Source organism: Streptomyces caniferus, assembly GCF_009811555.1.
Taxonomy (GTDB): Bacteria; Actinomycetota; Actinomycetes; order Streptomycetales; family Streptomycetaceae; genus Streptomyces; species Streptomyces caniferus.
Map to the genome: position 1 here is coordinate 795,947 of NZ_BLIN01000003.1, position 26,633 is coordinate 822,579.

Annotated in this window: 21 protein-coding genes; 8 read left to right on the forward strand and 13 right to left on the reverse strand. The window is 71.6% G+C overall.

The annotated features are described in order from the left end of the window. Positions 1-125: 125 nt before the first annotated feature. Positions 126-296, reverse strand: coding sequence for a hypothetical protein (locus tag Scani_RS40400; protein WP_218039177.1), 171 nt, complete (start codon positions 294-296; stop codon positions 126-128). 349 nt (positions 297-645) lie between these two features. Here Scani_RS40400 and Scani_RS12200 point away from each other — a divergent pair, with 349 nt between their 5' ends. After that, entirely contained in the window at positions 646-2,157 is a 1,512-nt protein-coding gene (locus tag Scani_RS12200) for a PepSY-associated TM helix domain-containing protein (protein ID WP_159473677.1), read from the forward strand. A gap of 153 nt (positions 2,158-2,310) precedes the next feature. Here Scani_RS12200 and Scani_RS39935 read toward each other — a convergent pair whose 3' ends face one another. After that, complete coding sequence (locus Scani_RS39935; protein ID WP_167538075.1) at positions 2,311-2,466, reverse strand: DUF6131 family protein; 156 nt, start codon at positions 2,464-2,466, stop codon at positions 2,311-2,313. Between the two features lie 500 nt (positions 2,467-2,966). On the opposite strand from Scani_RS39935, the gene Scani_RS12205 reads away from it, so the two are divergent. The 6 genes from Scani_RS12205 (at position 2,967) to Scani_RS12230 (ending at position 13,063) form a co-directional block, all read left to right on the forward strand. Beyond that, entirely contained in the window at positions 2,967-4,994 is a 2,028-nt protein-coding gene (locus Scani_RS12205; RefSeq protein ID WP_246295872.1) for a SpoIIE family protein phosphatase, read from the forward strand. Continuing rightward, the gene (locus Scani_RS12210) at positions 4,991-5,959 is read left to right on the forward strand and encodes a cyclase family protein (RefSeq protein WP_159473683.1); all 969 of its coding nucleotides are present in this window, start codon (positions 4,991-4,993) and stop codon (positions 5,957-5,959) included. Before Scani_RS12205 ends, Scani_RS12210 begins: the two co-directional genes overlap by 4 nt. Before the next feature lie 277 nt (positions 5,960-6,236). Further along, positions 6,237-9,089, forward strand: coding sequence for a SpoIIE family protein phosphatase (locus Scani_RS12215; protein ID WP_167538098.1), 2,853 nt, complete (start codon positions 6,237-6,239; stop codon positions 9,087-9,089). A gap of 181 nt (positions 9,090-9,270) precedes the next feature. Further along, entirely contained in the window at positions 9,271-10,806 is a 1,536-nt protein-coding gene (locus Scani_RS12220) for a sugar ABC transporter ATP-binding protein (RefSeq protein ID WP_159473686.1), read from the forward strand. Further along, positions 10,803-11,843, forward strand: a complete 1,041-nt coding sequence (locus tag Scani_RS12225) for an ABC transporter permease (RefSeq protein ID WP_159473689.1) — start codon at positions 10,803-10,805, stop codon at positions 11,841-11,843. The genes Scani_RS12220 and Scani_RS12225 overlap by 4 nt, the downstream gene beginning before the upstream one ends. A gap of 86 nt (positions 11,844-11,929) precedes the next feature. Further along, positions 11,930-13,063 carry a substrate-binding domain-containing protein gene (locus Scani_RS12230; protein ID WP_246295874.1) on the forward strand — a complete coding sequence of 378 codons (1,134 nt, stop codon included), beginning with the start codon at positions 11,930-11,932 and terminating at the stop codon, positions 13,061-13,063. 31 nt (positions 13,064-13,094) lie between these two features. On the opposite strand, the gene Scani_RS12235 is transcribed toward Scani_RS12230, so the two are convergent. From Scani_RS12235 to Scani_RS12275, 9 genes are all read right to left on the reverse strand, one after another. After that, entirely contained in the window at positions 13,095-13,898 is an 804-nt protein-coding gene (locus Scani_RS12235; protein WP_159473695.1) for an SCO4651 family lipoprotein, read from the reverse strand. 127 nt (positions 13,899-14,025) lie between these two features. Next, positions 14,026-14,646 carry an L-threonylcarbamoyladenylate synthase gene (locus Scani_RS12240; RefSeq protein ID WP_159473698.1) on the reverse strand — a complete coding sequence of 207 codons (621 nt, stop codon included), beginning with the start codon at positions 14,644-14,646 and terminating at the stop codon, positions 14,026-14,028. Between the two features lie 122 nt (positions 14,647-14,768). Beyond that, positions 14,769-16,490 carry an acyl-CoA dehydrogenase family protein gene (locus Scani_RS12245; protein WP_159473701.1) on the reverse strand — a complete coding sequence of 574 codons (1,722 nt, stop codon included), beginning with the start codon at positions 16,488-16,490 and terminating at the stop codon, positions 14,769-14,771. 93 nt (positions 16,491-16,583) lie between these two features. After that, the gene (locus Scani_RS12250; protein ID WP_159473704.1) at positions 16,584-17,159 is read right to left on the reverse strand and encodes a PadR family transcriptional regulator; all 576 of its coding nucleotides are present in this window, start codon (positions 17,157-17,159) and stop codon (positions 16,584-16,586) included. Positions 17,160-17,297: 138 nt separating this feature from the next. Then, complete coding sequence (locus Scani_RS12255; protein WP_159473707.1) at positions 17,298-17,681, reverse strand: hypothetical protein; 384 nt, start codon at positions 17,679-17,681, stop codon at positions 17,298-17,300. A gap of 39 nt (positions 17,682-17,720) precedes the next feature. Then, positions 17,721-18,107, reverse strand: coding sequence for a hypothetical protein (locus Scani_RS12260; protein ID WP_159473710.1), 387 nt, complete (start codon positions 18,105-18,107; stop codon positions 17,721-17,723). Positions 18,108-18,150: 43 nt separating this feature from the next. Continuing rightward, positions 18,151-18,846, reverse strand: coding sequence for a hypothetical protein (locus tag Scani_RS12265; protein ID WP_159473713.1), 696 nt, complete (start codon positions 18,844-18,846; stop codon positions 18,151-18,153). Between the two features lie 92 nt (positions 18,847-18,938). Further along, positions 18,939-19,319: a hypothetical protein gene (locus Scani_RS12270; protein ID WP_159473716.1), complete on the reverse strand. Its 381-nt coding sequence runs from the start codon at positions 19,317-19,319 to the stop codon at positions 18,939-18,941. Between the two features lie 315 nt (positions 19,320-19,634). Beyond that, positions 19,635-22,550, reverse strand: coding sequence for an ATP-binding protein (locus tag Scani_RS12275; RefSeq protein ID WP_159473719.1), 2,916 nt, complete (start codon positions 22,548-22,550; stop codon positions 19,635-19,637). Positions 22,551-22,947: 397 nt separating this feature from the next. Between Scani_RS12275 and Scani_RS12280 the strand changes: the two genes are divergently transcribed. Then, a complete protein-coding gene (locus Scani_RS12280) occupies positions 22,948-23,373 on the forward strand; it encodes a DUF779 domain-containing protein (RefSeq protein WP_159473722.1) in 426 nt (141 codons plus the stop codon). A 250-nt stretch (positions 23,374-23,623) separates the two neighbouring features. On the opposite strand, the gene Scani_RS12285 is transcribed toward Scani_RS12280, so the two are convergent. Beyond that, the gene (locus tag Scani_RS12285; protein WP_159473725.1) at positions 23,624-24,571 is read right to left on the reverse strand and encodes a hypothetical protein; all 948 of its coding nucleotides are present in this window, start codon (positions 24,569-24,571) and stop codon (positions 23,624-23,626) included. Between the two features lie 702 nt (positions 24,572-25,273). Continuing rightward, positions 25,274-26,299: a LacI family DNA-binding transcriptional regulator gene (locus tag Scani_RS12290; RefSeq protein ID WP_159473728.1), complete on the reverse strand. Its 1,026-nt coding sequence runs from the start codon at positions 26,297-26,299 to the stop codon at positions 25,274-25,276. Between the last annotated feature and the right edge of the window lie 334 nt (positions 26,300-26,633).

Genomic DNA, 26,633 nt, shown 5'->3' on the forward strand with positions numbered 1-26,633 from the left:
CGGCGTCGGCCCCCACGTGACGGGGGCCGGGTGACGAGCGCCGGGTGACCGAGCAGGACGGTGATGTCGGTGGGTGGCCGCCGCCGTGTGAGCGACGGCGGCCACCCGCGCCGAGCCCGTTCCTGTCACTGCTCGCGGGTGGCGTAGGACAGCGCCCGTTCGCTCAGCAGACCCTCGACGAGGTCGAGGAGATCCAGTACGGCTCCGGCGATCGCGTCCGGCGTCTCACCGTCGACGATGCGCCGGCCGATCTCGGCGCAGACCAGCGAGTGGAAGCAGCCGATCCGGCTCGCCACCAGGCACGGTGTCCGGTCGTCCGGCCCGGCACCGGTCTCCTCGGCCAGACGACGGCGAGTGCGCCGGTCATCTGCCGGCCGAGATCCTCCAGGTGGGCCGTGAGGGTGGGCGCCGCTCGCCTCATGCCCGAGACCTCCGCCGCGGCCGCGACCTCGGCGAAGGTGACATGGTCGAGACCCCGCTCGACGAACAGGCCGAGGAAAGATTCGCGTCGCTCCGGCTCTCGGCCGCCTCCTCTATGGGCCACGTCACATCAGGTCGCCGGAACTCGCAGGTCCGGTTCTCCGACTCCCTGAAGTGGTACGGCAGAGGGCCGGGCCACTTCTCCTTCGAGCCGGGAGCGTCCGCGTGTCCACTGAACCACGTCTCGCATCGAGCGATGCCGACGATGCCCCGGACGCCGTCGGCTCCGGGGTGCAACGGGCGGCCGGGCGGCGGACCGGGTGGTCCGCCCTTCGCCCGCTGGTGAGGCGGCTGCACTTCTACGCCGGCGTGCTCATCGCGCCCTTTCTCCTGGTCACCGCGGTCACCGGACTGCTGTACGCGGGGGCGTTCCAGGCGGAGAAGGTGGTCTATGCGCACGAGCTGAGCGTCCCAGCCGGGGAGCGCACTCTGCCGCTGTCGCGGCAGGTGGCCGCCGCCCGCAAGGCGCACCCGGAGGGCGAGATCGCCGCCGTGCGCCCGGCCCCGCAGCCGGACGAGACCACGCGCGTCCTGCTCGCCGACGTGCCGGGGGTGTCCGCCGAGCACCAGCTCGCCGTCTTCGTCGATCCGCACACCGGCAGCGTCCGGGGAGCACTGCCGACGTACGGCGCCACGGGCGCGCTGCCGCTGCGGACCTGGCTGGACGATCTCCACCGCAACCTGCACCTGGGCGACAGCGGCCGTCTCTACAGCGAACTGGCCGCCAGCTGGCTGTGGGTGGTCGCCGGCGGCGGCCTCGCGCTGTGGATCGGCCGGAAGCGTACGAACCGCAGGCTCCGGGCGCTCGCCCTGCCGGATCGCACCGCCACCGGACGGCGCCGGACGCTGTCCTGGCACGGTGCGGTGGGTGTGTGGGCGGCGGTCGGCCTGTTCTTCCTGTCGGCGACCGGACTGACCTGGTCCACGTACGCCGGGGGGAACATCGACGAGCTGCGCCAGGCCCTGGGGCAGGCGACGCCGACCGTCTCGACGGCGGTGGCGGAGGACCACGCCCACCACGGCGGCTCCGGCGGGATGGCGGGGATGCCCGACATGCCGGGGATGGACGGGAAGAAGGGCGGCGCGGCGAGCGGCTCCGCGGCGGCGGACGTGGGGATCGACAAGGTCCTCGGGGCGGCTCGCGCGAAGGGGCTGTCCGACCCCGTCGAGATCGGCCTGCCGACGGACAAGGGCACTGCTTATGTCGTCAAGCAGGTCCAGCGCAGCTGGCCCGAGAAGCAGGACGCGGTGGCGGTGGACCCGGGCACGGGCAAGGTCACCGACGTCTCGCGCTTCGCCGACTATCCCGTCCTGGCCCAGCTCACCCGCTACGGCATCGACCTGCACACCGGCACCCTCTTCGGGATCGTCAACCAGCTCGCGCTGGCCGCGCTGGCCCTTGCGCTGATCTTCCTGATCCTCTGGGGTTACCGGATGTGGTGGCAGCGCCGTCCCACCCGCGACCGCACCCTGTCCTTCGGACGGCCGGTCCCGCGGGGCGCCTGGCGGCAGATTCCGCTGCCCGTGCTGATTCCGCTGGTGCTCGTCGTCGCGGTGGTGGGCTGGGCGGTGCCGTTGCTCGGCATCTCGCTCGTCGCGTTCCTGGTCGTGGACCTGGCGTTCGGCGTCGTCGCCCGTCGGCGGGCCGCCGCTGCATCCCCGGTGACGGTGGACTGACGGGCCTCGGCATCCGGAGGCCGCCGGGGCGCCGGTGGGCGCGGGCGCAGGTGACGGGCGCGGCCGTGTGGCCGCGCCCGTCAGTGCTCGTGTGGCGCTGTGCGTCGTGCAGTGGTGCCGCCAGTAATACCGGAGCCACCGGGCGCGCAGGCGCTACCAGTAGTGCTTTCGTCCGGCGACCGCGTGCCCCATCGCACCGAGCAGCCACAGAATCGCGCCGATCACGGCGAGAATGATTCCGATGGTCCACAGAATGGAAATTCCGGTCACGAATCCGATGACGAGCAGAATGACTCCCAGAACGACCACGGCGCGCTCCGATCTCGGATGAGTTTCCTCCTCACTTTGCTCCTCGGTTTCCGGCTCGGCAAGTTCTGATGAGGCTCCGGCGCATCTCTGAATTGCGGCAGTTCGTTCGGGGGCTGCCTTTCCCCCTGTTATTCCTGCGACGCGGGTGGTTTCTGCCCCGTGGGCACGGAGGGGGTATACCGCGCCCACGGGAAGGCGCTCCCGGGGCCCGGCGTACCCCTTGTACGGCCCGGCGGTGTGTGCCCGAGCGGGGCAACCGGCGCGAGCGCGGCGGCGACGAGTATGCGGGCGGACGATCCGGGGGGACGATGGAAGCCACCGCACTCACCTGCCAGCGGCAGGCCACAGCGAGACACGTGGGCAGGTCGGGCCACGCAGCGGAGTGCGGGCACACCCCACGTGGTCCGGCAGACGGAAGGAGTGCCGGGGTGAGCGCAGACGAGGAGCGCCCGGCCGGCGCCGGTGCAGCGGAGGGCAAGTCGTCGCAGCCGAGCGGGCTGATGGACCTCCTTGCCGTCGCCGCGGTGCTGGTGGATGCCGAGGGGCGGATCGTCCTGTGGAGCCCGCAGGCCGCGGATCTGTACGGCTACTCCGCCGAAGAGGCGCTCGGCCAGTACGCGGCGCCGCTGCTCATCCACCAGGAACACTGGGATCTGGTGATCGAAAAGTTCGCCGAGGTCATGGAGACCGGCCGGAGCTGGGGCGGCACCTTCCCGGTCCGGCACAAGGACGGCAGCTCACGGCTGGTGGAGCTGCGCAACATGCGGCTGCTGGACGACCGCGGCGATTTCTACGCCCTCGGGCTCGCCACCGACTCGCCGACGCTTCGCGAGGTGGAGCGGGATGTGGCCCTGTCCACCCGGCTGATCTCCCAGTCCCCCATCGGGGTGGCGATACTCGACACCGAGCTGCGCTATGCGGCCGTCAACCCCGCGCTGGAACGGATGCACGGCATCCCCGCGAAGGACCACCTCGGCCGGCACTACCGCGAGATCATGAGCGCCGCGAAGTTCGAGGTGCCGGAGACCGCGATGCGGCAGGTCCTGGAGACGGGGGTCCCCATGGTCGACCAGGCCACCGTCGTCGGCCGCAGCCCCTCCGACCCCGATCGCCAGCGTGCCTGGTCGATCTCCTTGTACCGGCTGGAGGACCCCCAGGGGCGGGTTCTCGGGGTGGCCGACCTGGTGGTGGACGTCACCGACCGGTACCAGGCGGCCATGGAGGCCAGCGAGGCCCGGCGGCGCCTGGCCCTGATCGCGGACGGTTCGGCCCGTATCGGCACCACGCTGGAGGTGGAACAGACCGCGCGGGAGCTGGCCGAGGTCGCCGTGCCCGAACTCGCCGACGTGGTCACGGTCGATGTGCTCGACTCCATCCTGGGCGCGCACCGTCCGGCCCGTGACGAGGGCCCCGCGGTCTTCCGCGCCCTCGCCGTGAAGGGCGCCTACCCCACCGAGGCCCTCCAGGCCGCCGACCCTCCCGGCCAGACCACCGCCTACGAGGCCGACCGGCTGGCCACCCAGTGCGTCCGCACCGGCCGCCCGATCCTGGTCTCCCACGCGGACGACGACGACCTGGCGCGCATCGCCCGCAACGACCACGCGGCCACCTTGCTGGCCCGCGCCGGGGTGCACTCCTACCTGCTGGCGCCGCTCACCGCCCGCGGTCAGATCCTCGGCTGCCTGGGGCTCACCCGCGCCCGCAATCCGCTGCCCTTCGACGAGGACGACCTCGCCCTCGCCGTCGAACTGGCCTCCCGCGCCGCCGTCTGCATCGACAACGCGCGGTGGCACCAGAGCGTGCGCAACGCCGCCGAGACCCTGCAGCGCAGCCTGCTCCCCGACCATCCGCCCCACCTGCCGGGGCTGCAGCTCGCCTCCCGGTACCGGCCCGCGCAGGCCACGTACGAGATCGGCGGCGACTGGTACGACGTCCTCCCGCTCGACGGCGACAAGACCGCACTCGTCGTGGGCGACGTCATGGGCAGCGGCATCGACGCCGCCGCCACCATGGGCCGCCTGCGCACGGCCACCAGCGCCTTCGCCGACCTCGATCTCGAACCCGCCCAGGTCCTCCAGCACCTCGACAAGATCACCTCGGGGCTGGAGCACTACATCGCCACCTGCGTCTACGCCGTCTGCGATCCGCATCGCGCCGAGTGCCATATCGCCACCGCCGGGCACCTGCCACCCGTCCTGGTGCGCAGCGGCAAACGTCCCGAACTCCTCGACCTGCCCACCGGCACGCCGCTCGGAGTCGGCGGTGTCCCCTTCGAGACCACCACCTTCCGCCTCGAACCCGGCGACCAACTGGTCCTGTACACCGACGGGTTGGTCGAAACCCGCCACCACCCCATCGACGAACGCCTCGACACCCTGCTGCGGCTGCTCGATGCGCCTGACCGTTCCTTGGAGGAGACCTGCGACCGGCTCCTTCGCGACCTCCGGCGCCCCGACGACCCGGATGACGTCGCCCTGCTCATCGCCCGTACAGAGCCCTTCCGCTCCGACTCGGGGCCCGTGGGATGACCGGCGACCGCAGCGGGGCGCCGGCTCCCCCGCCGGGCGGCACGGGCAATGGCCCCGCCGTCTCCCGCCAGGAGTTCGACGCGCTCTTCGACAGGGTGCGTACGTGGGGCCGTTGGACCCCCGCCGACCGCGGCGCCTGGAACCGGGTGACGCCGGAGCACGTACGGCGCGCCACCGCCCTGGTCCGGTCCGGAACCGCCGTCCCCCTCGGGCGTGCCTGGAACACGACTCCCGGGCCGGACAACAGCAGGCCCGCCTTGCACTACATGTCCGACCTCGGCGACCTGGAGCCCCCGGAGCCCGCCACGCACAAGGACTTCATCGCCGTGGACTACCACGGCAAGGCGGTCAGTCATCTGGACGCGCTGTCCCACGCCGCCTACCGCGGGCAGCTCTACGACGGCCGCGCCGCGCGCGAGTGCATCGACGCCGGAGGGGCCCGCTTCGGCGCCGTATCGGCGCTGGGTCCCCTGGTGACCAAGGGCGTGCTGCTCGACCTGCCCGCCGTGCTGGGGTGCGACTGGCTGGAGCCCGGACGGGCCGTGCACGCCGAGGACCTCGTGTCCGCGGAGCGGGCCCTCGGGGTGACGATCGGCGAGGGCGACGCGGTGCTGCTGCGGTCCGGCAGCGTGCGCCGGCGCCGGGAGGTGGGCGTCTGGGATCCCGGGACGGCGAGCGCGGGGTGCCATGTGGACGCCGTGCCCCTGCTGGCCGAGCGGGGTATCGCCCTGCTGGGCGGCGACGGCGACAGCGACGTACGGCCCTCGCCGGTCGACGGGGTGCACTCTCCGGTCCATGCGCTCGCCCTCGTGGCGATGGGGGTGCCGCTCCTGGACAACCTCGATCTCGAAGCGCTGTCCGTCGCCGCCGCGGAGACGGGCCGCTACGCGTTCCTCCTCGTGGTGGCACCGCTGGACATCCCGGGCGGCACGGGCTCGCCCGTCGATCCGGTCGCGGTCCTGTGAGGGGCGGGCGGCCGACGGGCGGGCCGCACCGCGGTCATCGGGCGGGGGCGTCGAGCGGGGGCCGCGGCCCGCACCGTTCCCGGCCGTGACCGTGTGTGAAGGCCCGCGGCCCGCGTTCCGGGGCTCCGCGTCCCCGGTCCGCGATCAGTACCGATACAGGGGCAAAGATCTACAATGAGACCGAATGGTGCGGCTGCACTTCCGAGTGACCGACGGTGCGGCTGCTCCGACGTACGGGCGGCCACAGCAGCACGTACCGATGTGGGAAGTGATCGGGATGGGGCTCGTGGGAGCGGACATCGGCCCCGCGCGCGCCCGTGAGCAGTTTCTTCGCGGTGGGACGGTCGAGGAACCCGTACGCAGCCCGATTCTCGATTCCTGGCAGCGTTCGCGGTCCCTGGGGCTTTCGCCGGAAGGCTGCGAGCTTCCGTACCGGCCGGATCTCGATCTGGACGGCCGGCTGGTGCGCGCCGCCACGCCCGTAATGGACCGGCTGCAGGCCAGGTTCGCGGGACGGAACATGAACGTGTCCCTCGCCGACGGACGCGGGGCGGTGCTGCAGCGGCGGTTCGGCGACACCTCTCTGGTCAGACATCTGGCCGCGATCCAGAGCGTCCCGGGTTTCGTGTTCGCCGAGGAGTTCGGGGGGACCAATGGCATCGGGCTGGCCCTCGCGGAACGGCAGCTGATCAATGTGTACGGCGCCGAGCATTTCGCCGAACGCTCCCAGTCCAACGCGTGTACGGCCATTCCCGTCCGGGATCCGCTCAGTGGACGTATCGAAGGCGTCCTGTGCCTCGGCTTTCCGCCCGACGATGCGGATGCGGCGCTCAACCACGTGATCAGCAGTGCGGCCGGTGCCATCGAGCGACGGCTGCTGGAACAGAGTTCGACGCGGGAGCGCGCCCTGCTGCAGGCGTACCTCGACGCCAGGAGCCGCGCCCCGACCGGCGATACGACGGGGAACGGGCAGCTGGGCGGGCTGGCCGGGAGCGGACTGGACTGGCGCGACGAGATGATCCTCAAGGAGCGGGCCACCGATCTGATCGCCTCGGCGCAGCGGGCCGCCGTCGAGGTCCCGCTGCCCGGCGGCCGGCGGATCACCTTGCTGAGCCGCCCGGTGACCAGCCCCTCCGGGGTGCAGGGCGTCGTGATCGAGGCCGTTCTCCCCGGACCGCATCAGCATCTCGCCGTCCTCACCACGACCGGCGCCGCACCCGGCCCGCCGGACGAGAAGGTGCTCCCGCCCGCCGTCCCGCTGCCCGGACATCTTCCCGGTGCCGGACCGGGCCGGGCGGCCGCTTCGGTCCGTCCGCCCGATGCGTCCGGCGCCGCCGGGTCACCCCCCGACGGGGCGACCAGCGGGCTGGTACTGATCGGTGAGCCGGGGGTCGGGACGTACGCGGTGGCGGCCCGGCGCCGGCTGGAGCTGCTGTCCGAGGCCAGTACCCGCATCGGCACCACGCTGGATGTGAGCCGTACGGCCCGGGAGCTGGCCGAGATGGCCGTCCCGCGCCTCGCCGACTACGTCACCATCGACCTTCCCGAGGCGGTGCTGCGCGGCGAGGAGCCGACCGACCCGGGAAGCGGACTCCACCGCACGGTGGTCCACGGGATCCGCGACGACTGCCCCTTCTACCCCGCCGGTGAGCGGGTCGACCTGCGCCCCAGCACGCCCCAGCTCCGCTGTCTGGCCGACGGGCAGCCCGTGCTCGAACCGGACCTGAGGGCGGCGAGCGGCTGGATCGCCCAGGATCCCGCGCACGCCCGGCGCCTCCTCGACCACCACATCCACTCCCTGATCGCCGTTCCCCTCCTGGCCCGCGGTATCGCCCTGGGCACGGCGAGCTTCTACCGTTCGCAGGATCCCGCCCCCTTCGGGGACGACGACCGGTCGCTGGCGCAGGAGCTCGGTACCCGGGCCGCGATCTGCATCGACAACGCCCGCCGTTTCACCCGCGAACACACCATGGTCCTCGCCCTGCAGCACAGCCTGCTGCCGCAGAGCTTCCCCGAGCAGAACGCCGTCGAGGTCGCCCACCGCTATATGCCCGCCGAATCCCGGGTCGGCGGCGACTGGTTCGACGTCATTCCCCTCTCCGGCACCCGTGTCGCCCTCGTCGTCGGGGATGTCGTCGGCCATGGGGTGCACGCCGCCGCCACGATGGGCCGGCTGCGCACCGCCGCGCGCAACTTCGCCGAACTCGACTTCGGCCCGGACGAGCTCCTCACCCACCTCGACAATCTCGTGGGCCGCCTCGACCGGGACGAGGGCACCGAGGACGCCGCCGCCGGCAGCCCCGGCATCATCGGCGCCACCTGCCTGTACGTCATCTACGACCCGACCACGCGGCAGTGTGTGATGGCGCGGGCCGGCCACCCCCCGCCCGCGCTGGTCCGCCCCGACGGCAGCGTCGCCTTCCCCGAACTCCCCGCCGGGCCGCCGCTGGGCCTGGGCGGCCTGCCCTTCGAGACGGCCGCCTTCACCCTTCCCGAGGGCAGCCAGCTCGTCCTGTACACGGACGGGCTCATCGGGGGCCGTCACCGCGATTTCGATACGGCCCTCGACCAGTTGCGCAGCGCCGTGGCGCACCCGTCCCGTCCGCCCGAGGAGACCTGTGAGGCAGTGGTCCGGGCCGTGGTGCCCGAGCATCCCGCCGACGACATCGCGCTGCTCGTCGCCCGCACCCACGTCCTGGCCCCCGACCGGATCGCCACCTGGGACCTGCCCGCCGATCCGGCGCTCGTCTCCGGCGTCCGCGCCGCCGTGACCCGCCAACTGGCCGAATGGGGGCTGCACGAGGTCGTCTTCACCACCGAACTCCTGCTCAGCGAGCTGGTCACCAATGCCATCCGCTACGGCACCGCCCCCATCCAGGTGCGCCTGCTCCACGACCGCACGCTGATCTGCGAGGTCTCCGACGCCAGCAGCACCGCCCCGCATCTGCGTCATGCGGCCACCACCGACGAGGGCGGCCGCGGTCTCTTCCTCGTCGCGCAGCTCGCCCAGGCCTGGGGCACCCGCTACACCTCCGGCGGCAAGGTCATCTGGGCCGAATGCGCCCTGGAGGCGTCGGCACACAAGCCGGACGCCGCCGCGGCGTATTTCGACGACATCCCCGCCCTCTGACGGCCCATCCGGCATCTCGGCCGAAGCGGGACGTACCATGACGGAATTGCGGTAATCGGTACGGGTGGCGCACCGCCGGGTCACGGGCCCGCCGCCCTCACCGCACGATGCGTCCCGCAGCAGTGCCCGGTCAGACGGGACGAACCCAGCAGGACCACGAGGCCGACCTCCGGAGAAGTCTGTGCATGACGCTCCTGACAGCACCCCTCCCCCGCGCCGTGCCCCGCAGCCTCTCGTCCGCGTACACGGCCTCAGCAAGCGGTTCGGCGGCACCCTCGCGCTGGACGCCGTCGACCTCGACATCCGCTCCGGCCGCGTCCTCGCCCTGCTGGGCCCCAACGGTGCCGGAAAGTCCACCCTCATCAAGGTGCTCGCGGGCGTCCACCACGCGGACGAGGGCGAGGTGAGCGTGGCCGGGCACCCGCTCGGCACCGAGGCGGCCTCCCGCGCCATGTCCTTCATCCACCAGGACCTGGGCCTGGTCGACTGGATGACGGTCGCCGAGAACATCGCCCTGGGCGCCGGCTACCCCCGCCGCGCCGGACTGCTGTCCTGGCGGAGGGTCCGCAGGCAGTGCGCCGCGGCGCTGGACCTCGTCGCCGCGCATCTCGACCCGGGCACCCCGCTGGCCGACCTCCCGCGAGCCGAACGCTCCCTGGTGGCGCTCGCCCGCGCGCTGGCCACCGAAGCCGCCGTCCTCGTGCTCGACGAGCCGACGGCCAGCCTCCCGGCAGCGGACTGCGCCCGGCTGTTCGACGTCCTGCACACCCTGCGCGACCGGGGGCGCGCCATCGTCCACGTCACCCACCGGATCGACGAGGTGTACGAGGTCGCCGACGACTTCGCCGTTCTGCGGGACGGACGCCTCATCAGTCAGGGCCGGGTCGCCGGCTACGGCCCGGCCCGGCTGGTGCGCGACATCGTGGGCCACGAGCCGGGCGGCTACCGGTTCGCCCCCGCCACGGGTCCGGCGGTGCTGACCCTCGACGGCGTCCGGACCGGGGACACGGCTCCGGTCAGCCTGGATCTGCGTGCCGGGGAGATCCTCGGCATGGTGGGCCTCACCGGCGCGGGGCACGGGGAACTGGGCCGCGCCCTGGCCGGCGCCCGGCCCCTCACCGGCGGACGGGCGCTGCTCGACGGCCGGCCCTATGCCCCGCGTACGGTCAGGGCCGCCGTCGGTTGCGGCGTCGGCCTGGTGACCGGCAACCGTCAGGAAGAGGGCTGTGCCGCCGAACTGACGGTACGGGAGAACTTCCTCGCCAACCCCCGGGCAAGCGGGGTGCCGTCCTGGCGCCCGCTCGTCCCCCGGCGCGAGCGGGCCGAGGCCGCGGATCTGATCGAGCGGTTCTCGGTGTCGCCCCGGGACACCGAGGCGCCGATGGCCACCCTGTCCGGAGGGAACCAGCAGAAAGTCATGGTCGGCCGGTGGCTCAGGACGAACCGGCGCCTGCTGATCCTCGAAGAGCCGACCGCCGGGGTGGACGTCGGCGCCAAGACGGCGCTCTACCGCCTGCTCCGGGAGGCGCTGGCCGAAGGCCTCGCCGTCCTGCTCCTCTCCACCGACTTCGAGGAGGTCGCCCAGGTGTGCCACCGGGCCCTGGTGTTCGTCCGCGGGGCGGTGACCGCCGAGCTGAGCGGCGAGGCCCTCACGGTCGCCGAACTCACCCGCGCCGCCTCGGCGATGCCCGCGCTCACCGGGACGGTGGAGCCATGACCCCCGCACCCCGCCCCCTGCTGGGCCGCCGGTTCGGGCACCTCCTCGGCGCCTACGGGCTCCTGGCGCTCGCCGCCCTGCTCTTCCTGGCCTTCTCGCTCGCTCTGCCGGACACCTTTCCCACCCTGGACAACATCTCCGAGGTCCTGTCCAACCACTCGATCCCCGCCCTGCTCGCCCTCGGCGCCATGATCCCCATCGTCACCGCCAAGTTCGACCTGTCCCTCGGCTACGGGCTCGGCCTCGCGCACGTCATGACGATGCGGCTGATCGCCGACGAGGCGTGGCCCTGGCCCCTTGCCTGCCTCGTGGTGGTCCTGGGCGGGGCGGTCGTCGGCACCTTCAACGGGGTCGTCGTCGAGTTCGCACGGATCAACTCCTTCATCGCCACCCTCGGCACCGGCAGCATCCTGTACGCCCTCACCGGCTGGATCACCAACGGGGCCCGGATCGTCCCCGGCCCGCAGGGTCTGCCGGCGGCCTTCACCGACCTCTACGACTCCCGGTTCCTCGGCCTGCCGGTGTCCGCGTTCTACGTCCTCGCGCTGACCGCCGTACTGTGGCTGCTCCTGGAGCGGCTGCCGCTCGGCCGGTACCTGTACGTCATCGGCTCCAACCCCCGCGCCGCCGAGCTGGTGGGCATCCCCACCCGGCGCTACGTCGTCTACGCCTTCGCCGGTTCCGGGCTGGTCGTCGGTATCGCCGGGGTCCTGCTCGCCGCGCAGCAGCGGATCGGCAATCCCAGCGTCGGCCTGGACTATCTGCTGCCCGCTTTCGTCGGTGCGCTGCTCGGGTCCACCGCGATCAAGCCCGGCCGCCCCAACGCCCTGGGCACGCTGGTCGCCGTCGTCGTCCTCGCCATCGGGCTCGCCGGGATCGGCCAGCTCGGCGCCCCGTTCTGGGTCACCCCGCTGTTCAACGGCGCCACTTTGCTCCTCGCCGTCGGCATGGCCGGCTACGCCGCGCGCCGCCAGCTGCGCCACCGGCGGACGAACCCTCCCCGGGCCCGGCACGACGTGGTCCGTACCGGCTCATGACCCCCGGCCCTCGCCCCCGGGTCGTCCGCCCGCAGGGAGCGCCCGTGCACCCGCCCCGCAGGACCGCCCTCGGCAGCGCGGTCGTCATGGTGGTGGCGGCCACGGTCCTCGTGGGCTGTGAGCGCGGCACCTCGACCGGGGGCGGGCCCTCCGCACCGGGCCCGGCGAAGTCCGGCTGTCCCACCGTCCTGGCCCGGGCCCGGACCGACGTCGCACGGGCCGAGAAGCCCCACACCGCCTGGGACGGCCCCACGACCGGGCCCAGGGCGGTCTCCGGCAAGCGCATCGTCTATGTCGCGCAGACCATGACCAATCCCGGCGTGGCGGGCGCCGCCCAGGGGGTGCAGGAAGCCGCGAAGTCCATCGGCTGGAGTGTCCGGGTGATCGACGGTCAGGGCACCCCCGCCGGGATCCAGACCGCGTTCAGCCAGGCCATCGCCCTCCGGCCCTCGGGCATCGTCGTGGGCGGCTTCGACCCCCGCCTGACGTCGCAGCAGGTCGGCAGGGCCCGTGCGGACCACATCCCGCTCGTCGGCTGGCATGCGGTCGACGACCCCGGCCCGAGCAAGGACCCCGAACTCTTCAGCAACATCACCACCAGGGTCACGGACGTCGCGAGGATCAGCGCGGACTGGGTCATCACGCACTCCCACGGTCATGCGGGAGTCGTCGTGTTCACCGATGCCTCGATCCCGTTCGCCAGGAACAAGTCCGAACTGATCAAGAAGCAGCTGGCCACCTGTTCCGGTGTGAAGCTGCTGGCGGAGGAGAACATCCCGATCTCGGACACCAGCAGCCGCACGCCCCAGGAGGTCTCCTCGCTCCTCTCCCGTTTCCGGGACGGCTGGACCCACTCCGTGGCCATCAACGACGTGTACTTCGCCGATGCCGCCCCGGCCCTGCGCGCGGCGCGCAAGAAGGGCGGCGGCGCCCCGTACAACATCGGTGCGGGCGACGGCGATCCGTCCGCCTTCCAGCGCATCAACAGCAGACAGTTCCAGGCGGCCACCGTTCCCGAGCCGTTCGCCCAGCAGGGCTGGCAGATCCTCGACGAATTCAACCGCGCCTTCTCCGGCAGGCCCGCCAGCGGATACGTCGCCCCCGTGCACATCGCCACGGCCGCCAACAGCCGCGGGGCGACGACATGGGACCCGTCCGGCTATCGCGCGGCGTACCTGAGGATCTGGGGGAAGGAGGACGAGGCGGGGCGGCACGGCTGACGGCAGCGGGCGGTCGGCACCGGCGGGGCCCTCACCCGAGGAGGATGCCGCTCACCGCGCTCGTCCTGACCACGCTGCCGCGGGCCGGAGCAGTGGCCTTCACCGGTGTGCCGGGGTCCGACAGGGAGAGGGTGTTCGACACCTCGATCCCGGCGTTGCCGAAGGACAGCCGGGCGCGCACCAGGCGCTGCTGTCCGTCGATCCAGGCATCGGCGTGGACCGGGAGGGTTCCGCCGAGCGACTCCTGCATCTGGGCGACCTTGGTGCGGGTCTCCTGCGACATCCGGCGCGTGATCGTGGAGTAGTCGAGGGCGCCGCGGTAGTGCACGGCAGGTACGCCCTTGATCTTCTCCTCACCGACCTTCGAGACGTAGCGCATCGCGGCCACCTGACGGAGCGTGTGCGCGGGGTCGTTCACCGGTGCGCGGAGCAGATAGTGGGCTTCGGCGGCATCGCGGCCGATCGCCGCCCACCCGCCCGCGGCCGCCGGAACGCCCCGCAGATAGACGGTGCCGCCCGCGAAGACCTCGTCCACATGGCCGACCGCCCCTCCCGGCAGGTCCACCGAGAGCCGGCCGGTGTCCCCTGCCAGGTCGAAGCGTCCCCGGACGGCAAGCGAATGGGTCTCGCCCCGGTCGCCCATCGAGATGTTCCCGTCGATCCGGGCCGAGCCGCGGAGCGTCGCGGTGACCGCGGCCCGTACGGCCTTCTCGTGCGCGGCGGAGGCTGCCGCTGCGTCCGCCGTCCCGGGCTGCGCCTCGCTTCCCTCATCGCGGGAACATCCGGCACTCAACAGCATCGCTGCGCCTAAGAGGACGAGGGCAGCACGTCGCATGATCTCTCCAGGGAATTCCGGTCGGGCAGCACGCCCGACCGTACGGATGTTCGCCATGGAAATACTGCCATATGCCGCGTTGCCCGAATCGGCCCGCTTTTCGGGTACTTGCCGTGAGCCGGCCCGGCTACTCGAACCGCGCGGGGTCGCCCGCTCCGCGGCGCACGATCTCGACGCTGTCGCCGGAGAAGTCGATGACCGTGGTCGGCTCGGTGCCGCAGTCGCCCGAGTCGATCACTGCGTCCACCACGTGGTCGAGGCGTTCCTTGATCTCCCACCCCTGCGTCAGCGGCTCGTCCTCGTCGGGCAGCAGCAGGGTGCTGGAGAGCAGCGGCTCACCGAGCTCCGCGAGCAGGGCCTGGGTGACGCCATGGTCCGGGATCCGGACCCCGACGGTCTTCTTCTTGGGGTGCAGCAGCTGGCGCGGCACCTCCTTCGTCGCGGGCAGGATGAAGGTGTAGCTGCCGGGCGTCGCCGACTTCACCGCGCGGAACACATCATTGTCGACGTGCACGAACTGGCCCAGCTGCGCGAAGTTCTGGCACACCAGGGTGAAGTGGTGGCGGTCGTCGAGGTTGCGGATCGACCGGATGCGGTCGATGCCGTCACGGCTGCCGAGCTGGCATCCCAGTGCGAAACAGGAGTCCGTCGGGTACGCGATGAGCGCACCGGAGCGGATGCTCTCGGCCACGGTGCTGATGGTGCGCCGCTGCGGATTGTCGGGGTGCACATCAAAGTATTTCGCCATCCACCGAGCCTACGGGATCCGGCCACCCCGGCCCATGTGGCAGGAGCGGCGGGGCCCGGCCGACACCCGTGGGTGTCGGCCGGGCCCCGCCGGTCCGGAGTGCGGTCTGCGGGGGCTGAGAGTTACGGCGCCATCTCGTACGTCCCGGCCAGCGCCTCGACGCGCTCCCAGACACGCGTCGAGCGGGCATCGTCGACGACGGGACGCCGGACCGCGCCCAGCGCCCAGCGCTGCTGCTCCGCGGTGGCCGAATCCTTGCCGTGCAGCTCCACGGCGTGTGCGGAGAAGTCGCGTACGAGGACGGCGAACAGCTCGTCGAGCACATCGGCGTCGAGGCCGGTCAGGCGCGCCTGCTCCAGGATCAGCTGACCGTGCACGACCAGCGCGAACAGCTGGCCGACGGCGAGCAGCAGGTCGAGGTCGCGGCTCTGCGCCTCGTCCGGGGCGGCGGTGGTGACGAATTCGCAGAGGGCGTCCGCCTGCTCGCGGAAGCGGGCGACGTTGGGCACCTCGGCGTAGGCGTCGTAGGCGGCGCGCCAGTCGTGGAAGCGGATGGAGCCCAGGCCGCGGGCCGGTCCCTGCCGGAAGAGGAACGCGTCGTCGGCCGCGTCGAGGCGGGTCGGCACGGCCTCGTACTCGGCCGGGTTCAGCAGGTGGTTGCCCATGAACTTGAGGATCAGGGCCAGGTTGACGTGGACCGTGCCCTCCAGCTTGGGCAGGCCGCGGATCTCGGTGGCGGCCTGCGAGAAGTAGGTGTCCTTCTCGAAGCCCTTGGCCGCGATGACGTCCCACATCAGGTCGATGACCTTCTCGCCCTCGGTGGTCACCTTCATCTTCGTCATCGGGTTGAAGAGGAGGTAGCGGCGGTCGTCGGGGCCGGCCGAGCGGAAGTAGTCGACGGCGCGGTCGCTGAACAGCTTCATCCCGATGAGGCGGACATAGGCGTCGGTCAGCTCACGGCGCACGTGCGGGAAGGCGGTGACGGGGCGGCCGTAGAGGATGCGGTTCTGAGCGTGCGTCACGGCCTCGTACATCGCGTGCTCGCAGATGCCGATGGCGCCGGTGCAGAGGTTGAACTTGCCGACGTTGACGGTGTTGAGGGCGGCGTCGAAGGCGGCGCGGCCGGTGTGCAGGATGTCGTCCTGGCCGACCGGGTAGTTGTCGAGGCGGAACTCGCTGACGTACTTGGAGGAGTCGACGACGTTCTTCACGACGTGGTACGCGGGGTGGCGGCTCTCGGCGGCGAAGAAGACATAGCCGTCGGGGCCCTCGATGTCGGTGCGGCGGCCGAAGACGGAGACGAGTCCGGCGGCGTTGCCGTTGCCGATGTAGTACTTGGAGCCGCTGGCGCGGAAGCCGCCGTCGCCGTCGGGCTCCAGCAGCATGTCGGTGGAGTAGATGTCGGCGCCGTGGGCCTTCTCGGACAGGCCGAAGGCGAACACCTCGCCCTGCGCGAGGAGTTCGGCCGCGCGGGCACGGACGGCCTCGTTGTCGCTCTGCCAGACCGGGCCGAGCCCGAGGATGGTGACCTGCCAGGCGTACCAGTAGTCGAGGCCGTAGAAGCCGAATATCTCGTTGAGGGCGGCGATGCGGGCGGTGTCCCAGCGCTTGTCCTGCTGCCCGTCGGCGGCGGAGGCCGGGGTGAGGAAGGTCGCGAACAGCCCTTCCTTGGCGGAGAACTCAAGGAAGTCCGCCAGCCAGACGCGGGAACGGTAGTCCTCGATCAGCCGGCGCTTGCCGCGGTCCTCGAACCAGTCGACGGTGGCGCGCAGCAGCCGGCGGGTCTCGGGGTCGAAGTGCGCCGGGTCGTAGGTGCGGGGGTTGAACAGCAGCTGGTCGGCCATGGGTGGTCGCCTTTCCGGATGAGGGTCGAGGGTCGTGGCAGGAGGTTTCTGGGGCGTGCCGGTGGACGGCGGGGCAGAGCCCGGGGCGCCGGTTCAGCCCTCGGGGCCGCGTCGGTCGAGGGCGGCGAGCCGGTGGAGGGTGGCGAGCACGTCGTCGAGCCAGGCGAGGGTCATGCGCTCGTAGGCGATGCCGCCGCGCAGCACGACGTGCTGGAGTTCCTGTCCGGCGTCGGGGGCGGCGGGGGCCTCGGGTCCGGTGAAGTCCCGCCGCTCCCCCGCGAGATAGTGTGCGAGCCGGTCGGTGTGCGCCCGGTGGTGCCGCTCGACCTCGCGGATCAGCGCGCCCGGGTCGTCGAAGGCCGCGCCACGGATCTTCACGGCGAGGTCGTGGCGGACGCTCTCGGGTTCGATCGGCTCGTGCAGCCACCGGGAGAGCGCGGCCCGGCCCGGGTCCGCGACGGAGTACTCCTTCTTGTCCGGCCGGGCCTGTTGCGGCACCTCGCGGACGTCGATCCAGCCGTCGCTCTCCATGCGCTTGAGGACGCGGTAGATCTGCTGGTGGGTGGCGGTCCAGAAGTATCCGATGGACCGCTCGAAGCGTCGGGCCAGCTCATAGCCGGAGCCCGGCTTCTCCAGCAGAGAGACGAGGATCGCGTGGTCGAGCGCCATGCCCCGATCCTTCTATGCAACTTGTTGCATAGACAAGTGGGCACCGCCCGGGTGAGACGCGGCTCACCCCGTGAGCCGGTCGGCGGACATGCCGCGGGGCCCGCCGGCGGAATGCGCCGACGGGCCCCGGGGAGTAGCTCAGCAGTTCACGTCGAGGACGTGGATCCCGGACACCAGAGTGCCTTCGAGCTTGAAGCAGCGGTTCTTGTCGGCCTCGTTGATGTACAGGGGCTTGGAGCCGCCCGTCCAGTACACGGTGACCGTGGCCCCGGTCGCTTCGGCGGGGAAGAACCCCTTCCAGCTGGTCCCGATCGGCCGGTCGTGCTGGCAGTAGTTCTTGCTTTCTATGCCCGCCGGGCCCTTCCACTCGTAGCAGGTGTCGATGAGCGACCCCGCGTTGTGCTCGAAGGAGATGTAGTTGTCCGCGGCAGCGGCGGCGGACGGCGCCGTCAGTACCGCGCCGGCCAGGGCCAGGCCCAGGGCGGCGGCACCGCAGGCCGACGAACGCTTCGTGTGTCGCATGCGGGGTCCCGCCTCTCGTGTCGTTCGTCCGGTCATGCTCTAGCAGTCCTTTTCGGTGATCTTCGGATCGAAGGTGTAGCCGCTCAGCACGTAGCAATGGCCGCGCTTCAGGTCCGTGATCTGCGGCGTCACATTGCCGCCCCCGATCTGCGCCGCCACCTTCACTTCGAGCTGGACGCCCTGGGCGTCATCGGGGATCTCCACCCGCCAGTCGGTGCCCTTGGGCTTCGCGTAGTCGCACGAGTCCGAGGTCGAGGAGGACTGCCAGTGGTAGCAGGTGTCGACGAGGAACCAGCCGTTGTTGGTGAATCCGATGTAGTTGCCCGAGCCCGCGGCGGCGGCCGACGGCGCGGTCATGACTCCGCCGGCCAGAGCCAGGCCGAGGGCGGCGGCGCCGCAGGCCACCGACTTCTTGAGGTTTCGCACAGGAGGACCTTTCGTGGAGGGTTCGCGAGGGGGGAACGACGGCTCAGCTACCGTTCTTCAGCTTTCCGCCATCGCACGAGACCTCGTCGGTGTCCGCCCGCGCAGCCGCGCTGAGGGGGACTTCGGTGCGCAGGCCCGTGATCTTCGCGCCGCCGAACTCGCCGCCCTGGATCCGCACATCGGAGACGCGCTGTTCCATGTCATGGCCCAGCATCAGCATCCCCTTCCGCCCCGGCTTGATGGTGATCCGGACGTCGCCGCTCTTCGACTCGGCATTGGTCTGGCTGTACTGCGCGGAGGCCCCCACTCCCAGCTTGTCCTTGACCAGGGTGATATCGACGCTGGCGCCGACGTTCCATCCCCAGGTGAAGGTCTTGCTCCCGCTGAGTGTCTGGTTTATTTCCCCTTGCCCTCCACTGCAGTTCTGAATGGGGCCGATGCCCATGGCGGTGTTCTCCACGTCGAACCACTTGGTCACGTTCTTGGACTCCACGGACGTCGCGGTGCAGGACACATTGCTGTCGTTGCACTGCTCCATCGCCCGCTTGACCTCGTCCGCGGAATTCACCTGATATCCGTTGTCGTAGGTCACGGAGGGACTTCCCTCCTGCAGCCAGGTGTCCGTGTGGCCGTTGATGTCGGTGGATTCGGCGGCCGATGCGGTGGGTGTCGTCAGGGCGAGTGCGACAGTGACGGCACCGAGCGCGAGACCGATACGGGATGCGGATGTGGGGATCAACGTTTTCCTCGCTCCGTTGGTGGGGGAACCCGATACAGGGGAAATCTGGTGCACAGGAGAGCGCGATGGCGGCGCTCCCCCGGTCGCCGCGTTCAGCAGCCCGTTTCCGTGAGCTTCGGCCGGTCGACGAGACCCGTGATCTCGAAGCAGTGGTTCTTGCTGGTGTCGAACACCGCGGCGCTGTCCCTCGTGGCGTAGTCCACGATGCTGGTGCTGAGGTCGATCTTCGCGCCGGTCGCCCCGTCGGGGAAATACGCCTGCCAGGTGGTGTTCACCGGCCGGACGTTGTGGCAGTAGTCCTTGCCCTCGACATCGCGCCACTTGTAGCAGGTGTTGGCGAGAATGCCGGCGTGATTGGTGATCTGAATGTAGTGACCGGAATCCGCCTGGGCGGCGGGGGCGGTGAGTACCGCCGACAGGCTCGCGGCGCCCGCCGCGAGAAGACCGAATACGGCTCGGTGGTTGAACCTCACAGTTGCCACTCCCTCTGGAAGTCTCCTGTGACATCGGAGAATTCGACGTCGTGAGATCCGAGTAAGTCATGGCAGCACGGCCGAATCAATTGATTCCGGCCAAGACTTCGGTACCCCGGAGAATTCCTGCGGGGCGACCACGAGGACCACAGGAAATAACGGGTCACCACGGCGCCGTACCACGAGGACCACAGCCCTTTGCCGCTGCCGACCACAGGACCGGCGGCCGCCCACAGAAATACCGGAAGGCCCCCCGCCAGAAGACGAGGGGCCTTCCCGAGGTCCGGCCGGGCGCAACAAGCCCCGGACCGCAGCTCAGGACTCTGTCGCGCCGCTCCCCCCGCGGGACGTGTCCGCGGCGGCCATGGCCGCCGCCAGGTACGGGCGTCCCGCGATCCGGAGCTTGCGGTAGGCGCCGGTCAGATGGGTCTCCACGGTCCGCAGCGTGACGACGAGCAGCTCGGCGATCTGCTTGTTGCTGTACCCCTGTGCCGCCAGTGTGCAGACACGTTCCTCCCCCGCGGTCAGCACCCCGGTGCCCGCCGCCCCGGCTCTGCCGACCCGCCCGCCGGCGAGGTGCAGCCGCTCCTCCAGACGTGCGGCGAGCACCGTGGCACCGCATGCCACGGCCACGTCCAGGCCGCGGCGCAAGGCTCTGCGGGCGCCCCGCTTGTCGTCCCGGTGCATCAGGGCGGCCCCGAAGTCGCCCAGGGCACGGGCGAGTTCGAGGCGGGCCGGGGTGGGGCCGAGTACCTGGACGGCCTCGGCCAGCAGGTCCAGCCCGCGGGCACCGCTCGTGGCCACCCCCGACACCCGCAGCGCCACCCCGAGGGCTCGTGGGATCCGGCAGCGCCGGGCGAGGTCCAGCTCCTGCTCGGCCAGCGCACGGGCCGACGCGGTCTCCCCCAGGGCGAGATGGGCGCCCACGGAACGGGAGCGCCAGGGGGCCATCGCGGGGCTGACCGTCCCCGCGGCCTCGCAGTGGTGACCGCACTCGCGGAGCAGCGAGAGCCCCGCCCGCAGCTCGCCCTGGGCGATCCGCAACGCCGCCAGGCTCATCAGGAACCGCGGTCTCTCCCAGGCCACTTCGGCCTGTCCCGCCACGGAGTGCACGGCCGCGATCCGCTCCGCGTCCTCGATCCTGCCCTGGGCGAGGAGGGCGTCGATCCTGATGGTGTCCAAGGTCAGTGCATACGGGAGCCGCCCGGTGGAGGACGCCTGGTCGGCGGCGGTCTGCGCCGTGGCGAGAGCTTCGGTGACGTTCCCCCGGCGCAGCGCCAGCCCCGCCTGGTAGAGCATCAGCGAGGAGACGAGCAGTTCCATGCCCTTGCCCGAGATCTCCCGTGTCAGATGGCGGTTGAGCCGGTCGGCCGTATCGAGCTCGTCGAGGTACAGCAGGGTCTGGGCGACGAAGTAGTGCAGGGGGAACAGGTCGTGGGAGAACGCCGGCAGATTCACGGACGCGCGCTCGATGAGACCGGCGATGTACGGGGCGGGCAGGGCCGCCCGCAGCGCGCGGAAGGCACGGATCGCGAGCAGTTGGCGTTCCCCCGCGGTGCGGTCGGCGAGGTCGTCGTCCGGGTCGGGGACCGGCGCCGGGGCCGGACGGCCGACGGACGGCCGCTCGAACTCCATCCACGAGCGCAGCGCCCCCATCCGCAGCGCCAGTTCACGGTCGGCCGCCCCGGAGTCCGCCGCGCGCCGGTCGCACAGCGCCGCGATCTTCCGGTCCACGCTCGACAGGTCCGTCCGGGAGCCGCGGGACATGAGCAGTGAGTAGGCCAGCACGCCCAGGGCGTCGCTGCGGGCCGTCTCGTCGGTCAGCTCCTCGAGCGCGCCGGTGACGCAGGAGATGGCCAGCGCGGCATCGTAATGGCTGGCCGCGGTGCCCAGTTCCAGGAGCACGCGGGCGCGCTCGGCACCGTCCAGCGGCTGGTTCAGCGCGGCACGCAGACAGGTCACGGCCGTTTCCGGTGCGCCACGCCGTAAGGCCTGCGTGGCCGCTCTGCGCAGCACCGGCAGGACCCAGGAGCCGTGCACGGGACCGGCCGCCAGCAGATGGGCCGCGACCTCCTCGTCCGGGCGTCCGCTGAGGCAGGACACCTGGGCCGCCCGCGCATGGCCGGCCCCGAGTTCCTCGGGCGGCAGCATGCCGAGCACCGTGTCGCGGACGACCGGGTGGGTGAAGCGGAGGTCGCCGCCCGCCCGCAGCAGGCCCAGCGACCGCAGATCCTCGGCCGCGGAGAGCACCACCGCCCGCCCCGTCCCGCAGTACGCGGCGAGCAGTTCGGGCGGTTTGCGGTCGCCCAGGAAGGCCAGCGCCCGCGCCAGCCGCACGACCTCGCCGGACGCCTGGCAGAGCCGGTGCGCGATCTCCCCGGCGAGCGTCGACAGCAGGACCGTGGGGATCCGGTCCCGGAACTGCGTGGTGGGCTGCACCCCACTGCGCTGCGCCTGGTGGAGCAGGGCCCGGACGAACAGCGGGTGCCCGCCCGTGGCGGCGTGACAGGCGGCGCAGAAGGCCTCATCGGGCTCCGCCACCTCCCAGAGCGTCCGCACCAGCTGCGCCACGCCGGCCACGTCGAGCGGTTCGACGACGATGGTGTGGCAGTTCGCGGGGCGGACGAGCTCGGCGAACAGCGGATCGAGGCGTTTGACCTCGGCACTCCGCGTGGTCACCGCGATCAGCACGGGATGGCTGTCCGACCGCCCGACGAAGTGCACGAGCCACCGCAGGGACGGCTGGTCGATCCACTGCAGGGCGTCGACCGCCAGGAGCAGGGGTTGCCGGCGGGAGAGCCGGGAGACGAGAGCGTCGAGCTCCCGCAGCGTCGATGCCGTCACATTGGCCGCCTCGGGCAGCGGCTCGGTGGCGGCGTCGTCGTCCAGCGCCCGTAGTGTTTCCGCCGCGGTCCCGTCCAGGAGACGGGCGCGGTCGGCCTCGGAGGCTGCCGCCAGCAGGGGCTTGAACAGCTGTCGCACGGCGCCGAAGGCGAATTCGCGCTCCAGAGGATGGCAACGGGCCCGCAGCACTCGGAACTGCTCGTTCCGTTCCCACCAGGTGCTCAGCAGGACGGACTTGCCGACCCCGGCCGGCCCTTCGAGCTGTACGACGCGGGACCGGCCGGACAGGACGTCGGCGGCCACGGCGTCGAGGGCGGCGAGCTCGCGTTCGCGCCCCACCAACGGCCAGTCGTCACCGCATGCATCGCGGGAATGTCCGAACGTCACCAGTTGCTCAACTCTCTCTTGTGCATCTGGCTTTCGAGACGTCCGGGGGTGGTCGTCGGTTGCTCGAGCTGGGCATCCGGGCATGCGGATACGCCGGCCGGCCGCCCCGCGCCCCGTGGAGAACGGCCGGACGCCGGCGGGTCACCACCGGATCCGGTGGTCCGCTCTCGTGTGCAACCACCTCGCAACGTTGCAGGGAGTTAACTGAGGTACTGCCTCTGTGGCGGCTCGGTGACCATGATCCGGCCAATCCCGGGCCGGCCCGCCGCCGTCCCGGGAGCGGCTTTTGTTGTGGCCGGTCAGGAGAGGAACGGGACGTGTACCGACAAGAGACCGACAATCCGCAGGTCAGCGGCTCCGTGAAGGAACGCTCCGCGCGGAAGCCGGGGCGGTTTTGATGAGCGGCGGCGAGGAGCAGGCGGCGGTCACCGGGGACGCCGTCCCGGAGGGCGCGTCGCGTATCGCGCTGAGCGCGGCGGCGACCGAGCTGCTGCGCCTGTTGCACGAACAGCACGGCCCGCTGATGTTCCACCAGTCCGGCGGCTGCTGTGACGGCAGCGCCCCCATGTGCTACCCGGCCGGGGAGTTCCGTACGGGGTCGTCGGATGTGCTGCTGGCCCGGCTGACCGTGGAGGGCGTGCCCGAGCCGGTGGGGTTCTGGATGTCGGCGGACCAGTTCGAGCGCTGGCGGCACACGCATCTGACGGTGGACGTCGTACCGGGGCGCGGCAGCGGCTTCTCCCTGGAGGCGCCGGAGGGCGTCCGCTTCCTGATCCGCTCGCGGCTGTTCACCGACGAGGAACGCGCAGGTCTCGGCGACTGAGGCCGGGCGGGCCGGACCGTCAGGGGAACCGGAACCGGAGACATAGTGAGGCCCCACACACGGGGGAGAGCGTGGGGCCTCACCCTGGAAAACGGATGAACGGCGCCGTAGGTTCCCTCGGAGTGAAAATTTCGCAGGAAAATCTTGAGCGTGGTGTGGAAGTGCTTGATGTGCGCGTGAGGGGCGTGCACGTGCCCGGCGGGCACCTTCGTGGCGGGCCAGCCCTCGCCCGTACGGACCAGGGCGCAGCTCAGGCGTCGTCCTGCACCAACCGCTCCAGCACCGCCTGGAAGTCCGCGTCCGCCACCACCCGCAGCCCCTCGCCGTCCAGCCGGCTCAGCGGGGTCATCACACCCCGGCGCCACCAGAACACCCTGGGGCTGATGGCCCCCGCCGCGTCCTCGTGCCCGGCCGCCGCGAACTGCGCCATGGCCTGCAACGCCGGGATCACCTGGGCATCGTGAATCCGGTGGAACGCCAGCTGGTGGCGGAAAGGCAGCGCGACCAGCGCACCGTCCGGGGTGAGCTCGGTGCCCATGAGCCGCTGCACGAGTTCGTCCAGCACCAGCACCCGGCTCGCGGTGAAGAAGGAGTCGCCGAGCAGCACCTCGAACGCCGAGCCGTCGCCGCGCCGCACCGTCTCGTGCCCTTCGACCGGCAGCGCGCGCAGATTGTTCATCGCCCGGATCCGCAGCTCCGCCACGTCCCCCAGCTCCGCCAGGGAGTCCTCGCTCAGCATCTGCACCGCCTCGGGCAGATCGAGGGCGAGCACCTCCCGCAGCCCCGGCGCCGGCGCACGCCCGTAGCGGAAGGAGTCCGAGGCGGGCAGCGTCTCCTGGGCGACCACCCGGGGGAAGAGACAGGCCCGGATCTCGTCCTCGCTGAGGACGTCCAGCGGCTGCGGACCGTCCATCGTACGGAGCACCTTGCCGACGTGGTCCCGGATCAGCGCGGGCCAACTGCGCTCACCGCGCCGGTCGCGGTGGCACACCGCGGCGAGGTTGCCGAGGCCGAACTGCCGGCCCGCGGAGTCGGTGACCACGCCCGCATACGCGGTGACTTCGAGCCCCTGCTCCGCGAAGGCCTGCCGGACCTGGGATCTGAAGACGCCACCCTCGCGCTCGGAGAAGAAGGTGAACTCCCCGTCGCGTGCCAGGTCGCGGGGATCCCGCTTCGGTCCTCGGCGGAACAGGCGCATCTCTTCCTCCCGGCAGCGGCCACGCACAACGGCCTCGAATGGGCCGATCGTAACGGGTGCCCCGCCGACCTCGCCGTCCTGACGCCTGCCGTTCACGGCGGTGGCCGAACCGGGGTGACGAGGGGTGGGATCGGAGGGGCGAGGGCGAGAGATGGGGGGCTTGCGCCTGGCACGGAGGACGGACGGTCCGGGCCGTCTTTGCTGACGGCGCTACAGGCCTAAGGGCTGTCCCGTAATCCCTGGTGGATCAGCGCACGGCGTCAGATGCGGTGCATCGCAAGGCGGAGGGACGTCCGGATACTGGGCGTATCCGGATGTTCCGACAACGCGGCGAGGTGCCGTAGCTGTCGTCGTGCGCCCGCCAGGGATTACGGGACAGCCCTTAGCAGGGCAGAGCAGGCACAGCAGGCATGCGCCGTATCAGCGTGTCCGGGGCACGAAGGCCTGCTGTCCCTTGAGGGAACCGAAGTTGACGGAGTGAAGGCAGTCGCCGGAGGCAGCGCACTGCCGCCGACAGCATGGGCCCATCTCCTCTCCATGGGCACGAAGTACCGCCAGGAGCAGCAGACGTGACGTGTCGTCAGCGAAACCCGCGAACCGCGAACCGCCGATCAACGACAGGGTCGCGCTCGGGGTTCAGGGGCAGGGCCAGGGCCGGTACCGGGATCGCCGTACAGGGCCACCCCTGGGTGACGCCCTCGGTCAAGTACGTGGGCCGCCGGGAGCGTCGGCGGGTGCGCTGGAGGCCCGTACGACCAGCTGCGGGGCGAGCCGGATCGTGTGCCGTGGTCCCGGCTCCCCGCCGGCCGGGCCCCGGCTCAGCAGGCGGGCGGCCTCGGCGGCCAGTTCGCCGACCGGCTGGCGGACGGTGGTCAGCGCCGGGTCGGCGAGGCCCGCGAGCGGGATGTCGTCGAAGCCGGTGACGGCGACCTCGCCCGGCACGTCCGCGCCCAGTTGCCGCAGACGCTGCAGTGCACCGGCGGCGATGAGGTCGTTGGCGCAGATCAGGGCGTCCGGGCGGGACGGCCAGACGCGGTCGACGGCGGCCCGCCCCCACTCCACCGAGAAGTCGCCGAGTTCGATGCGTCCGGGGGCCGTGGGGTCCAGCTGTGCGGCTCCCGCCTCGTAGGCCGCGCGCCGCTCGACCGCGGCCGACGCGGTCCCGGCCGCTCCGACGAAGCAGGGGCGACGGCGGCCGGTAGCCGCCAGATGATCGAGTACCAGGGCCATACCGGCCGCGTTGTCGACGGCGACGGAGTCGGCGACGCCGGGGCCGCATCCGCGGTCGAGCAGCACCAGCGGCACCCGGGCGGCCGCGCTCGCCACCGCCTCCCGGCTGCGCCGCTCGTCGACGGGTATCAGCAGCAGGGCGTCGACCTGACGTCCCAGGAACGCGCCGATCCGGGCCGCCTCGGTCACCGGGTCGTCGTCGCAGTCGGCGAGGAGCACGGCCCGCCCCTCGGCATGCAGGGCGTGCTCCAGCTCCCGGACGAGGGAGGGGAAGAACGGGTTGGTGATCTGCGGCAGCACGAGTCCGACGGTGCCGGTGGAACGGCTGCGCAGGGCGCGGGCCACCTGGTTGGGCCGGTAGCCCAGGCGCTCGGCCGCCGCGCGGACGGTGCGTGCGGTCTCGGCGCCGACCGGACGGGTGCCGGCCAGGACACGGGAGACCGTGGCAATGGAGCAGTCCGACGCCAGCGCGACATCCCTCAACGTGACTTCGGCCACCGTCTCCCGGCTCCCTCCGGTTCGGCCCGCCCGAACCGGAGGGAGCATACGCCCCCTTGCGCGGCTGGCAAACGTTGTCCCATGAGAGCCGGATCCCTGGGCCGCACCGCTCACTCTTCGTCCCGATAACGTCCGGATGACCAGAGATTGAACCATTGACAACCAGCAGGTCTATGGGTCAAGTTTCCGGAGAACGTTTTCCATGCTGCTCGCTCGCCGGCTGACTCCACGCCCGGGCTCGCCATGGGTGACCGCCGGGCGCGCTGTGCGCCGGAGCCCATACCGGCCCGCACACCACCTTCATCACCGCTTTTCCGAGCAGCAGAGCAAAGGG

Coding starts and splice junctions, on each gene's coding strand:
- Scani_RS12240 (WP_159473698.1), bottom strand. CDS start 14,646: ATGGCGAAATACTTTGATGTGCACCCCGACAATCCGCAGCGGCGCACC.
- Scani_RS12235 (WP_159473695.1), bottom strand. CDS start 13,898: ATGCGACGTGCTGCCCTCGTCCTCTTAGGCGCAGCGATGCTGTTGAGT.
- Scani_RS12225 (WP_159473689.1), top strand. CDS start 10,803: ATGACCCCCGCACCCCGCCCCCTGCTGGGCCGCCGGTTCGGGCACCTC.
- Scani_RS12230 (WP_246295874.1), top strand. CDS start 11,930: ATGGTGGTGGCGGCCACGGTCCTCGTGGGCTGTGAGCGCGGCACCTCG.
- Scani_RS12215 (WP_167538098.1), top strand. CDS start 6,237: ATGGGGCTCGTGGGAGCGGACATCGGCCCCGCGCGCGCCCGTGAGCAG.
- Scani_RS12285 (WP_159473725.1), bottom strand. CDS start 24,571: ATGCGCCTGTTCCGCCGAGGACCGAAGCGGGATCCCCGCGACCTGGCA.
- Scani_RS12245 (WP_159473701.1), bottom strand. CDS start 16,490: ATGGCCGACCAGCTGCTGTTCAACCCCCGCACCTACGACCCGGCGCAC.
- Scani_RS12255 (WP_159473707.1), bottom strand. CDS start 17,681: ATGCGACACACGAAGCGTTCGTCGGCCTGCGGTGCCGCCGCCCTGGGC.
- Scani_RS12280 (WP_159473722.1), top strand. CDS start 22,948: ATGAGCGGCGGCGAGGAGCAGGCGGCGGTCACCGGGGACGCCGTCCCG.
- Scani_RS12205 (WP_246295872.1), top strand. CDS start 2,967: ATGGACCTCCTTGCCGTCGCCGCGGTGCTGGTGGATGCCGAGGGGCGG.
- Scani_RS12210 (WP_159473683.1), top strand. CDS start 4,991: ATGACCGGCGACCGCAGCGGGGCGCCGGCTCCCCCGCCGGGCGGCACG.
- Scani_RS12250 (WP_159473704.1), bottom strand. CDS start 17,159: ATGGCGCTCGACCACGCGATCCTCGTCTCTCTGCTGGAGAAGCCGGGC.